The organism is Limnospira sp. (genome assembly GCF_051859755.1).
In the GTDB taxonomy this organism is placed as follows: domain Bacteria; phylum Cyanobacteriota; class Cyanobacteriia; order Cyanobacteriales; family Microcoleaceae; genus Limnospira; species Limnospira fusiformis.
The window spans coordinates 6,748-18,241 of the sequence record NZ_JBIMLI010000106.1 but is presented as its reverse complement, the minus strand read 5'-3'; the positions used below and the strand labels follow the sequence as shown (position 1 = coordinate 18,241).

Annotated in this window: 11 protein-coding genes and 1 pseudogene; 7 read left to right on the top strand and 5 right to left on the bottom strand. The window is 43.0% G+C overall.

The features are described from left to right. Positions 1 to 121: 121 nt before the first annotated feature. Together ACTIE0_RS16950 and glnA are read right to left on the bottom strand one after the other, a co-directional pair. Complete coding sequence (locus ACTIE0_RS16950; RefSeq protein WP_006626278.1) at positions 122 to 583, bottom strand: hypothetical protein; 462 nt, start codon at positions 581 to 583, stop codon at positions 122 to 124. 132 nt (positions 584 to 715) lie between these two features. Next, on the bottom strand, positions 716 to 2,137 hold the full coding sequence (gene glnA / locus ACTIE0_RS16945) for a type I glutamate--ammonia ligase (RefSeq protein WP_006626280.1): 1,422 nt from the start codon (positions 2,135 to 2,137) through the stop codon (positions 716 to 718). A 173-nt stretch (positions 2,138 to 2,310) separates the two neighbouring features. Here glnA and apcB point away from each other — a divergent pair, with 173 nt between their 5' ends. The 7 genes from apcB to ACTIE0_RS16910 all read left to right on the top strand — a co-directional run bounded on the left by apcB (position 2,311) and on the right by ACTIE0_RS16910 (position 8,972). Next, the gene (gene apcB / locus ACTIE0_RS16940; RefSeq protein WP_006626281.1) at positions 2,311 to 2,820 is read left to right on the top strand and encodes an allophycocyanin subunit beta; all 510 of its coding nucleotides are present in this window, start codon (positions 2,311 to 2,313) and stop codon (positions 2,818 to 2,820) included. Between the two features lie 92 nt (positions 2,821 to 2,912). Beyond that, positions 2,913 to 4,169: a DNA cytosine methyltransferase gene (locus ACTIE0_RS16935; protein WP_039933298.1), complete on the top strand. Its 1,257-nt coding sequence runs from the start codon at positions 2,913 to 2,915 to the stop codon at positions 4,167 to 4,169. After that, positions 4,156 to 4,959 carry a hypothetical protein gene (locus tag ACTIE0_RS16930; protein WP_006669718.1) on the top strand — a complete coding sequence of 268 codons (804 nt, stop codon included), beginning with the start codon at positions 4,156 to 4,158 and terminating at the stop codon, positions 4,957 to 4,959. Before ACTIE0_RS16935 ends, ACTIE0_RS16930 begins: the two co-directional genes overlap by 14 nt. Positions 4,960 to 4,973: 14 nt before the next feature. Continuing rightward, positions 4,974 to 5,810 carry a TlyA family RNA methyltransferase gene (locus ACTIE0_RS16925; RefSeq protein WP_006626283.1) on the top strand — a complete coding sequence of 279 codons (837 nt, stop codon included), beginning with the start codon at positions 4,974 to 4,976 and terminating at the stop codon, positions 5,808 to 5,810. Then, positions 5,791 to 6,516 carry a hypothetical protein gene (locus ACTIE0_RS16920; RefSeq protein ID WP_006626284.1) on the top strand — a complete coding sequence of 242 codons (726 nt, stop codon included), beginning with the start codon at positions 5,791 to 5,793 and terminating at the stop codon, positions 6,514 to 6,516. Before ACTIE0_RS16925 ends, ACTIE0_RS16920 begins: the two co-directional genes overlap by 20 nt. A gap of 150 nt (positions 6,517 to 6,666) precedes the next feature. Beyond that, positions 6,667 to 8,124: a hypothetical protein gene (locus ACTIE0_RS16915; RefSeq protein WP_006626285.1), complete on the top strand. Its 1,458-nt coding sequence runs from the start codon at positions 6,667 to 6,669 to the stop codon at positions 8,122 to 8,124. A gap of 47 nt (positions 8,125 to 8,171) precedes the next feature. Beyond that, positions 8,172 to 8,972, top strand: coding sequence for an OmpA family protein (locus ACTIE0_RS16910; protein WP_006669719.1), 801 nt, complete (start codon positions 8,172 to 8,174; stop codon positions 8,970 to 8,972). Position 8,973: 1 nt separating this feature from the next. Here the strand turns inward: ACTIE0_RS16910 and ACTIE0_RS16905 are convergent, their stop codons facing one another. The 3 genes and pseudogenes from ACTIE0_RS16905 to ACTIE0_RS16895 form a co-directional block, all read right to left on the bottom strand. Then, positions 8,974 to 9,354, bottom strand: a complete 381-nt coding sequence (locus ACTIE0_RS16905) for a DUF4189 domain-containing protein (RefSeq protein ID WP_006626287.1) — start codon at positions 9,352 to 9,354, stop codon at positions 8,974 to 8,976. After that, positions 9,351 to 10,946: a sensor histidine kinase gene (locus ACTIE0_RS16900; RefSeq protein ID WP_006626288.1), complete on the bottom strand. Its 1,596-nt coding sequence runs from the start codon at positions 10,944 to 10,946 to the stop codon at positions 9,351 to 9,353. The genes ACTIE0_RS16905 and ACTIE0_RS16900 overlap by 4 nt, the downstream gene beginning before the upstream one ends. 460 nt (positions 10,947 to 11,406) lie before the next feature. Further along, positions 11,407 to 11,494, bottom strand: a pseudogene (locus ACTIE0_RS16895) (Rpn family recombination-promoting nuclease/putative transposase); the annotation flags it as partial.

Here is an 11,494-nt window from a genome sequence, read left to right as displayed (position 1 = left end):
GATGAGTATGTCGTCAAGGAAATTTGGCATGGTCTGGGGTTTGACCGTATACTCATTATTGAGTTGCGAATCTTTTGGGGTATTGTACCTTATTGTCCTAAGATATTAAGCAAATCTTGGATTAAATTCTTGCTCCCAGATCATACAAATTAGCCGACCAATCACTCAAATAGCCATCAGTCTGATGATGGAAATTCTGGAGGTAGTAACCAGGATAGCCCTCCGTATCAATTTCCCGCGCAAATTCCTGATATCGCTTCTGATTAGCACGTTCTTGCATTTGCAGCATATCCCACCATAACAGCGGATAGTAGCGCAATATATCTTCTATCGGCGTATCAAACAAAATCGAGGCGGGATAAACCCCCCTTTCCGCCTCCTCCCAATCCCTTTGATATATTTTCTCCAAAGAGTCCCGAATTTTGTTAATCACCTCTGGTTTCAGAGGTTGAGGTCTACGCTCTGGGGTCGGTGGTGCTACCATCTCCAGCACTTGATTGCTCAAAGTTTTATGAGCCAAACTTAAAACGCTCTTGCTGTACTGAAACGCCTGATAAGTTAGTTGAGTTAAGGGATCTGACATGACCAGTGAAAAATCTCTAAATGTTAAGAATTGTAATTGATTTTAACAATTTTATCGAATCGGGGGGGTTAAACAAAAAATCACCCCCCTCTGGGGGTGACTGGCTAAGTCTCAGAATAGAAGTTCTGAAGATTAGCAATCGTAGTAGAGAGAAAACTCAAACGGGTGAGGACGTAACCGCATGGGGTTAACCTCATTATCGAGTTTGTAGGAAATCCAGTTAGTAACAAAGTCTTCCGTAAACACCCCACAATCCGTCAGGAAGGCATGATCATTTTCCAGAGCTTCCAGAGCCAATTCCAAAGAACCAGGAGTTGAGGGAATCTTGCGGAGTTCTTCAGGAGTCAGATCATAGATATCCACATCCAGCGGTTCGCCGGGGTCAATTTCGTTCTTAATGCCATCAATACCCGCACAGAGCATAGCCGCAAAAGCGAGGTAGGGGTTAGCCGTAGCATCAGGACAGCGGAACTCAAAACGCTTGGCTTTGGGGCTATCACCAGCCAGAGGAATCCGAACCGAAGCCGAGCGGTTTCCTTGGGAATAAGCCAAGTTCACCGGAGCTTCAAAACCAGGAACCAGACGCTTATAGGAGTTAGTGGTTGGGTTAGTCAGAGCCAACAAAGCCGGCGCGTGTTTGAGAATACCACCGATATAGTGTAAAGCCATTTGGCTCAATCCAGCATAGCCATCTCCTGCAAACAAAGGCTGACCACCTTTCCAGAGTGACTGGTGAGTGTGCATACCAGAACCGTTATCGTTAAAAACTGGTTTAGGCATGAACGTGACAGTTTTGCCATACTTTTTAGCAACGTTCTTGATGACATATTTGTAAATCATCAAGTTATCAGCAGCTTCTACCAGGGTTCCGAACTTAATACCCAGTTCGTTTTGTCCGCCTGTGGCTACTTCATGGTGATGCTTTTCAATGGGAACCCCACACTGAGCCATCGTTAGCAGCATCTCAGTCCGCAAGTCTTGCATAGTATCTGTGGGGGATACAGGGAAGTAACCCTCTTTATAACGGGGTTTATAGCCTAAGTTACCTCCTGGTTCTTCCCGACCAGAATTCCAACGGCCCTCAATGGAGTCTAAAAAGTAGTAACCAGAGTGTTGATTTTGGTCAAAGCGGACATCATCAAACACAAAAAACTCAGCTTCTGGACCTAAAAAGGCTGTATCGGCAATACCTGTTTCCTTCAAATAGTCAATCGCCTTTTGAGCAATCACCCTCGGACAGCGACTATACCATTCCCCCGTCCGAGGCTCTTTGATGCTACAAATCACGCTCAGGGTCGGTTCCGCCATGAAGGGGTCAAACCAGGCTGTTGTCGGGTCTAGCACCATCATCATATCGGATTCGTTGATGGCTTTCCAACCCCGAATACTGGAACCGTCAAAAGCCACCCCATCGGTGAAGGAAGTTTCATCAATCTGATCGTAGTATACGGTCAAATGCTGCCAGGTTCCTGGCATGTCGATAAATTTCAGGTCGATAACTTTAATACCTTGGTCTTGAATCATACTCAAGACTTCTTGGGCTGTCGTGGGCATATATCTCTCCTTAGAATTTCCACTATTTGAGGAGCTTACCAGATTTTCTGACGAAGCACATCTGGTTGATCATAGTGACTTCAATTGATTAAGTTTTGTATTGAGTGCTACACTATGACGCAACCTGGATCAAAATAATTTAAAGATAAAGATATCATAGGGAGATCGACTTGATGCGGGACGCAGTAACGAGCCTGATTAAAAATTACGACATTACCGGGCGGTACTTAGACCGAGATGCCATTGATAGCTTAAAATCCTACTTTGTCACCGGAACCGCACGGGTTCAAGCGGCAGCAACTATCACGGCTAATGCAGCAGAGTTGGTTAAGCAAGCTGCTTCTCAATTGTTTGGCGACCTACCTGAGTTAATTCGTCCGGGTGGAAATGCTTATACAACCCGTCGCTATGCAGCCTGTCTGCGGGACATGGATTATTATCTGCGCTATGCAACTTATGCTTTGGTAGCAGGCGATACAGATGTTCTTGATGAGCGTGTGCTACAAGGCTTGCGCGAAACTTATAATTCTCTTGGGGTTCCCATTGGTCCAACTGTTGTTGGTATCGGTATCCTCAAAGACTTGGTGACTGAGAAGGTTCAAGCTGCGGGTATTGAAGTGGGCGCATATTTGGAACAGCCCTTTGACCATTTGATCGCTGAATTGAGCGAAACTGACGTTTAAGATCATTTTCCAGATGGGGAAAATTTAACATAAAAAGGGGCGACATTAATTATTATATGTTCGCCTCTTGTTTTTTCGGGGAAAATTTAACAGTGACCAAAAGACCAATTGCGATTGATTTATTTGCTGGGTGTGGGGGGATGTCTCTGGGTTTGGAGGCGGCGGGGTTTGATGTGGCTGTGGCGGTAGAGTTTGATGCTGTTCATTGTTTGGTACATCATTTTAACTTTCCCTACTGTCATACAATATGCAGAGATATATCAAAAGTTACAAGCGCCGAAATTCTGGAGCAATTACAATTAAAATATCAAGATACACAAGTTGACTTGATTGCGGGGGGGCCTCCCTGTCAGGGATTTTCCCATATAGGTAAACGTCAACTTGATGACCCGAGAAATTCCCTGGTTTTTGAATATCTCAGAATGATTGCGGAAATTCAGCCCAAATACTTTATTTTTGAAAATGTGCCGGGTATCGCTACTGGCAAACATAAACGGTTTTTAAATGAACTAATTACTGAATTTGAAGCTATTGGCTACCAGATCCAAAAGCCGATTAAAATTCTTGATGCTAGTGAATACGGGGCTCCTCAAAAACGAAAAAGACTAATATTAATCGGTAGTCGATTCGATGTGAAAATAGCTGAATATCCTGCCACAAATAAATCGGAAATGTTCACGGTTTATCAAGCAATATCTGACCTAGAAAAGATAGATAATTTTACTAATTATGACCCAGGAATTTCTCCGGCTTTCCTAGAATATGAAGGCGATCGCAAAAAATATTCCTTAGTCCCTAGTGATAGTTTTTCGCTCTGCCATAAACGTACTATTGAGCCGACTGTTTATGGTCATGTTGGCTCGGTTCACACTCCCCTGTCGATCGCCAGATTTGCTGAGACTCCACCAGGTACAGTTGAACCCAAAAGTAGATTTTTTAAACTCTCACCTACGGGATTATGTAATACTCTGAGAGCAGGTACTAATAGCGATAAAGGAGCTTATACAGCACCCCGACCTATTCACTACTCTATCCCTCGATGTATCACTATTAGGGAGGCGGCTAGACTTCATACTTTCCCGGATTGGTTTCAATTTCATCGCACTATATGGCATGGATTTCGGGAAATTGGAAATGCGGTGATTCCGATTCTGGCTAAACAGCTTGGCGGGTCGGTAATTGATGCCCTGGGGGTAGATGTCAATCAGTTAAAATCAACAACTTTGGCACAAGTGCCGGAAAGTTTGTTATCATATAATATCTCCCAAGCCTCTAGTTATTGGGGAATCCCTGACAATGTGATACCTAAGAGAAAACGATTAAGAGACAATAAAAATGGCAAAATATGATGATATAATCGCGCACGTTTTTCACAAAAATTACATCGGCGGAGCAATGCGGGTAATTTTTACGAGAGATGAGTTAGCTTTAGCTTGTAATGACCTGGGATTTGAGCGAATCAAAAATCTAGGTGACATACCCTATTCATTTAGATTCAGAAGAGAACTACCAGAGTCAATCACCAACACTGCACCACCAGATTCAGAATGGATAATTATTGGTTCAGGAGTAGGATTATATGAGTTTAGACTTGCATCACCAGCAAAAATTACCCCAACAAATAATAGACAAAGGGTGAAAATTCCAGATGCCACACCAGAGATTGTCAAGAAATACGCACCGGGAACTGATGAACAAGCACTGCTAACTAAGGTTAGATACAATAGGCTGGTTGATATTTTTTCTGGGCTAACCTGCTATTCAGTTCAAAATCATTTAAGAACTACTGTTGATAATATTGGACAGATTGAAATTGATGAAATTTACCTAGGTGTAAGCAAGAAAGGTGCTCATTATGTAATTCCATGTCAGGCAAAATCACCGGGTGACAAATTTGGAATAGTTCAGATTATGCAAGATATAGAATTTTGTAAAACCAGGTATCCTCATGCTTTATGTAAGCCTATCGCGCTACAATTTTTGTCTACCAATTCCTTGGCAATACTTGAATTAACTGTTGCTGAGTATGAGCATATCTTTCACTTGTATGTTGTGGATGAAAAGCATTATCAGCTGATCAGCAAAGATGAAATATATGAAGATGAAATAATTGATTATTGCCAACAAGAGTTAATCTAAGAAGTCTTGATGATATGAAACAACGTCTTGATACATTGCTAGTCGATCGCCATTTGTCAGACTCACGACAACAAGCCCAACGTTTGATTAGGGCGGGGGAGGTAATGGTCAATCGCCAAGTAGTTGATAAACCAGGTACAGAAGTAGATATTTCGGCGACTATAGATGTGAAAGCGCGATCGCCTTATGTATCTCGTGGCGGGGAAAAACTAGCGGAAGCGCTGGAGAAATTCGCGATCAATGTTACTGATAGAATCTGTATTGATGCTGGTATTTCCACGGGTGGATTTACGGACTGTCTGCTACAACGTGGGGCTAAACAGGTTTATGGTATTGACGTAGGTTACGGACAGGTAGATTGGCGACTTCGCAACGATCGCCGGGTGATTTTACGGGAACGCACCAACTTCCGCTATCTGACTCGGGAGCAATTATATCACCAAGAGGATTATACTAGAAACAGTTTTGCTGATTTGGGGGTGGTGGATGTATCTTTCATCTCCCTAACCAAGATTCTACCCGCCCTGTGGGAACTACTACAACCTCCACGAGAGGTGGTATTGTTGGTTAAACCTCAATTTGAGGTGGGGAAGGGTCGGGTTGGCAAAAAAGGGGTGGTGCGATCGCCACTTGATCAAGCCGAGGCAATTTTGGGGGTCGGGTCGAAGGCTGAAAGCATGGGATGGGAGTATCGGGGGTTAACAGCATCACCGATTCAGGGTCCGGCTGGTAACATTGAATATCTGTTATGGTTATCTGATCAAGGTGAAGCTATCCCCAGTTTAGATGCGATCGCCAAAATGACTGAATTCACTCAAATTCAATTCCAAAATGGTCAAGCAAAAAATTAAATTATCCCAACGTTCCCAACCACCGATTTCACCCATAAAGCGAGGCGCTAGATATCTGATCTGTGCTTTGGCTTATGTAACCTGCGGGGTGATTTTAGTAGCGATCGCTATTTCCATTAAAGTCATCGCCCTCCAGTTAGCCCATAGATTTGTGTATCCGATTTTTGTGTTTGGTGACTTATTAAGAGGGCTAGAAATTATTGAGTTATTAAATTTACTGGTTTTTGCCATACTGGGGATGGGATTGGGATTAGCAACCGGTTTGCTTCCCACCCGAGACAGTCGCCGAATCAGCACCATATTTTTAATTATTTTAGTGCCAGTTATTTTAGCCATTCCCCAATATATTAAATACGATCTATGGATTCAGGACATCTCCCAGCAAGACCAAATTAGCAACAGTCAAGCCATGACCATTGCTAACTCATTTTTAGAACGTCGCATTGGACATCAGGGAGTTTTGGGCTTTTATTTATATACAGGTCAATTTCCGATGATTCCCACCAGACAGTCACAAATGCAGGATTTAGATAGACTGGAAAAACAAGTTAACTCAAAATTTGTCAGAGTCAGCGGTATTCCCCCAACCATAGTTAATTGGTTAATGGGAATTTGCTTCTGGGGAATCAGATTATTTTATTTCTCGGTGGCGGCGATAACCGCTACGGCACATTTTCGGGAAGGTCTCAAAATTGTGGGGAGATAAAACCCATTGAGTTCCCGCAAGCCGGGGAAAATTAGCTATGATGATCATGGTGGTGGTTACAGTTGACTGAGATTTGGCTGAATTTACCTAAATTTGGGTGAATGCCTCAACCGGAATTGGGGAAAACTAAACTGTAGCAGAATTACAACCATGCAATCTAACGGTTATTTTATGGCTATTCCTAGTTACCTTATAATTCTGATTGTTGTCCTGGTCATTGTACCATCGGTGATAGCGGTTCTCCTGCGAATGGCGCTACACTATTATTTGATTGACCAAGGAAACCAAGTAATTAGACTCATTAACGGACAGCCTCTCAGGAAACCACCGAAAATAGTCAATTATTTAGAAACTCGACTAGCTGAAGCCAGCCAACAATTGGAACAAGTCAACACTCCAGCAATTATTGATCAGGTTTATAGTCAGCAGCGAGTTTTGTTGATTTCCTGCGAACAAATTGAACAATTGGGGCGCATTCTTCCCAATTTATTACTATCCTTTGGTTTACTGGGAACTTTTATTGGTATTACGATTAACTTATATTCCCTCAGTGAAACGGTCAGCACCACTAATGTCACTGACATTAGCAGTTTACTCCAGGATATTCAAACACCTTTACAGGGAATGGGAATTGCTTTTACTACCAGTTTAGCGGCGATTTTATTTAGCGCGCTTCTGGTGGTGATTAACTTCATGTTTAATACTAATCTGGCTAAGTATCGCTGGATGAGTGCTTTAGAAGACTATCTGGATAATATTTATCAACCTACTCTGAAAGGTCAAACGAAAACTGATAAAATTGTTCAAGAGATGGTGCAGGTATTTGACCAGTTTTTAATCCGTTTTGGTCAAGGTATCCAAACGTCTATCGAGACAGCATTTCGACAAAAGATTGATGAAATTTATGCAACTAACCTGAAAGCTAATCAACTGGCTGAACAGGTTTATAGTCGGTTAATTGATGCTTCAGTGACAGTGACGCAAAGTGCTAAGGATTTTCAAATTGCGGGCGATCGCTTTTTGGAAGTAGCGCGCGCTTTTGAACAAAGCGAGTTCCCCCAACAGCTTTCCAATGCTACTATCAACTTAGCCAATACTCAACGCAGTTTTTCCCAATCAGCTTCCGGGTTGGCTACCTCAGTACAATCGGTGGATTTAGCTGTTATTGAACTGCAAAACTACAGCAAACGCCTGATTAAATTTAGTGAACAAATCCAACAAACTAATCAAACGGCATTAAATTTATTAGAAACCCAGAATCAGAATCAACAATCATTTAATCATATCGTTGAACAGGTGCAAACTGCTTCCCAAGGGTTTCAATTGGCTGTAAATAACCTGGATAGCCTACAAAGGCGCATGGTGAATAAAACTGATAATCTGGAAGAAATTCAGGCGGAATTATCGAAGTTGGTAGTAGCTATGCAAACTTACAGCCAGGGAGTCAATACAGCAGTCGGCGGCGGAGTTGCTGCTAATTATCCAGGGAATTCGATTAATTCAATGGAGTTACAACCAGTAATTTCTGGGTTACAAGAATGTGTGAGTCATTTACAGGACACTAAAAATGAACTTTATCGACTCAGGCATACCATAGAAAAGCAATAATGTCAAGCATTAAAGCTGTAAATAATAAGATTTAAGAGGCAAAAAATATGCGTTATTCCCGTTCTAATCAGAAATCAGAAGAGTTTAACTTGTGGCCATCTTTTACGGATTTAATGGCTAATTCGTTTATGATTTTGAGCCTATTTCTGTTGTTAGCAATTATCAAGTCGATATTTATTCAAACGGTTTCTGATGCGACGGCTTCTCGTTCCGAACAATTAGAAGTACAAATGTCGGAATTACAAAGTAGACTACAACAGCAAACCACTCAGGTGACGGGACTGCAAGGAGAGGTAGCTAGGCTACAAACTGAACTGAGAAATAGAGGCGATCGCATTATGCAATTACAGGGAGAAGTGGAACGCCTCAAATCTCCACCAGTGATTGTATTGCGAGATTCATCATCACGAACATTTGACTCCGGTAGTGCGGCTATTTCGTTAGAATTAGGTGAGTTTATCGATAATAAATTAGTAGCACAAATTAAGGATTTTGCGGAAGATTATGAGGGATATGTGGTAGAAGTCATCGGTCATACTGACGGACAAGTTACAGGGGGCGGTTACAGCAACCTAGACCAAGTATTAGAAGAAGTTGCACGCAATAACCAAGCGGTTACTAGCCTAGTTCCTGGTTCTAATGCGGACTTAGGCTTAATGCGCGCTTTATCAGTTGTCCAAAGATTACAGGGAAATGAAGAATTGCAGTCATTAGGATTAACGTTTAAAGCATATTCGGCGGCGCAATTATATGAGGCTTCGGGAAATTATGCTTCTATTAACCGCACCTCTGACCCCAGTCGCCGCCGGATTGAAATTCGATTCACTCCCAAAGCTGTGGAACAATAATTTAAGGGTTAAAATGGGTTGTACAAGCCCAGACCTCAATTTTACAGTCTCCTTGACCACAGGCGACAATTGAACGCGCCTCAGCTTCGGCCCTATTTACAGCCCAAGCTGATCCAATATTAGAGCCATTAGTGGCGATCGCACCACAACCATTTTTAAACCATACCCGGATCTGACAATCAGCCTGTCCGCAGTATTCTAGGGCGTAACGTTGGGCTTGGGCGAGTGTGGGGTAGTCATGGGAGTAACCCCAGATAGCGGGGTTAGTGGTTGAAGTAGCGATCGCCCCGTAATGATCGCGATTTTGGGCAACAATAGCCCCAGTAGTGATACCTTCAAGCGCAATCAGAATTAACCCAGTCAGACTCAAACACTTAATCATCGGACTTGTACAGGTAGGAAAATAGTCATCACCTTCCCTTGCTGGGGTCGCTGTCGGACAACTAATTTCCCCCCAAGGGCTTGGAACAGATTTTTAGTGACATTTATATTTAAACTTAGACTACCGGTTTCTGGCTGCACCATCAAGACAGGTCCGATAGATTTTAGGGGAGACTTAGGCGCAACTGTAAAAGGGGAATGAGTTTGGGTGTGAGAATGGGACTCTAGCTGCAATTTCAACAACTGTCCGGCGAGTCTTACACCGACTTTAATATGGCTACCAGATGGTAGACTGCGGGTAAAGTTTTCGATCGCCCCGGTTAGCATTTGGTCTAATAAGGTCGGATCACTAACTACAGAGGGTAATTGTTTGGGTAAAATCACCTCTAGGGTATGATTCCGCTGGCTGGCTTGTTTTTGCCATCGTGGTAGTCCGTTTTGGAACACATCTCCTAAAGACATGGTGGTTAACTGCACTCCGGTATTGCTAGGAATTTCGCAAGAGGAGGGGGGATTTGGGGACATTTCCAATTCTACCGCCCGGAAAATCAGGTTAAAGCGATCGATTTGGATGCTACACTCGCGATCAATGGACTCTAAGCGTTTACGGACTACCTCTGGGTCGAAATTCGGACGCTTCAACAGTAGCCGAGTTAAGGTCAGAATTGTGGTTAAGGGGGTGCGAACTTCATGGGCGATCGCCTGTAATAATTCTGCCTGGGATTGTCTAATAGTGTAGTCTGTCCCGACTGATGACCCAACTGTTAATAGGTTTTCAGGTGATTGGGGAACAACTACGGTTTCGGAGGGGTTAGTTTTTGGCTGGGTTGGGCGATCGCATGGTAGGGCTGAGTTTTGCAGCAGCAAACGGCTAAACTGGGTCACAGTTTGATAATGGGGGGCGACTGGGGGAAATTGTGAGGCGATCGCATCTAGTTGAGTAATATAATGGTGATCGTGACTGGGGACGGTTGAGGACTGTTTAACCATGCGTTGGCGCAACAGCAACAGCGATCGCTTGACTAGATCTGGATCAAAAGAAAACAAAAACGCCGGATCGTTAGCAGGATTAACCCCTAACACCATCACTAGGCTAAATTCGGCGGTCAAGACTAAACAAAATCTCTCCCCCATAAGTGGATCGTCTCCAGATAAGGGAAAAGCTGACTGAAAGGGTAACTGATTAATTTTTTCTGCACAAACGGGAATATCCCCCTTGTGGGATGCGGGTAATAACCGAAATCCCCTTTCTCTTCCCCATACTGATCCTACAGACCCGAATTGCGATTCACAGGTCAAAATTAGGGTAGTGAAATCACTCGCTAGACGGGGATTCATTAATACCGGAGATGGACCAGAGATGACATAACCACGATGGGAATAAGGTGGGGGAATATCGCTGATCAGTTGATTGTCATTGGTTGATGAAATTCTCGGATATCTGGGGGGGGTCACTTCTAGGAATTGATTTAAGCTACGAATAGCCCCATACCAGTCGGCTTCGGCTTTCTGGCGGGAATAACGACTGCGATCGCCTATTAGGGCTTCACTAGCTAAAATTTCGCTTAAAGTTGCTACACTAAAATCACTCATAGCTTTCTCTCCATCGTTTCCGATTGATTAGCGCCATTCATATAATTACCCTGACTCTGGAAAATGAAATACTGAATATGGGTTAACTTATCCTATTTTCAGCATATCTGCTATTATGCTCCAGTAGATTCGTAGAACCGAACCCGTCACGCCGTAGAAACCGTTCGTTATCCTATTCCCCTCAGCCAGAACCTACCACTACACTGATTCACTCCACCAACAATTAAACTTATATCAATTTTGACTAAAATTTACCCGCCACGACGGATATTAGTAATTATCAGTATGATTCAATTTAAAAGTATGTTGAATTTGCGCGACAGCTAAGGGTAAGATGGCGGCGATCGCTTGCCAATTCTTACCCTACCGAAAAAACAGGTTTTCGGGATATTTATTTAATAGGTAATCGGTTCCCTGTTTTTACCCAAAAACCTGGTTAATTAATAGTGATTTGCAAATTTTACCCCTTATTAGAATCTTCTAAAATCGGCAGAATTTCATCAACAGGTAAGCCTAAAATTTCGGCGATCGCTTCCGAAGCATAACCC

What these genes read in the sequence shown, in the direction of transcription:
- ACTIE0_RS16950 (WP_006626278.1), bottom strand. Translation starts at nt 583, where the DNA reads ATGTCAGATCCCTTAACTCAACTAACTTATCAGGCGTTTCAGTACAGC.
- glnA (WP_006626280.1), bottom strand. Translation starts at nt 2,137, where the DNA reads ATGCCCACGACAGCCCAAGAAGTCTTGAGTATGATTCAAGACCAAGGT.
- apcB (WP_006626281.1), top strand. Translation starts at nt 2,311, where the DNA reads ATGCGGGACGCAGTAACGAGCCTGATTAAAAATTACGACATTACCGGG.
- ACTIE0_RS16930 (WP_006669718.1), top strand. Translation starts at nt 4,156, where the DNA reads ATGGCAAAATATGATGATATAATCGCGCACGTTTTTCACAAAAATTAC.
- ACTIE0_RS16925 (WP_006626283.1), top strand. Translation starts at nt 4,974, where the DNA reads ATGAAACAACGTCTTGATACATTGCTAGTCGATCGCCATTTGTCAGAC.
- ACTIE0_RS16920 (WP_006626284.1), top strand. Translation starts at nt 5,791, where the DNA reads ATGGTCAAGCAAAAAATTAAATTATCCCAACGTTCCCAACCACCGATT.
- ACTIE0_RS16915 (WP_006626285.1), top strand. Translation starts at nt 6,667, where the DNA reads ATGCAATCTAACGGTTATTTTATGGCTATTCCTAGTTACCTTATAATT.
- ACTIE0_RS16910 (WP_006669719.1), top strand. Translation starts at nt 8,172, where the DNA reads ATGCGTTATTCCCGTTCTAATCAGAAATCAGAAGAGTTTAACTTGTGG.
- ACTIE0_RS16905 (WP_006626287.1), bottom strand. Translation starts at nt 9,354, where the DNA reads ATGATTAAGTGTTTGAGTCTGACTGGGTTAATTCTGATTGCGCTTGAA.
- ACTIE0_RS16900 (WP_006626288.1), bottom strand. Translation starts at nt 10,946, where the DNA reads ATGAGTGATTTTAGTGTAGCAACTTTAAGCGAAATTTTAGCTAGTGAA.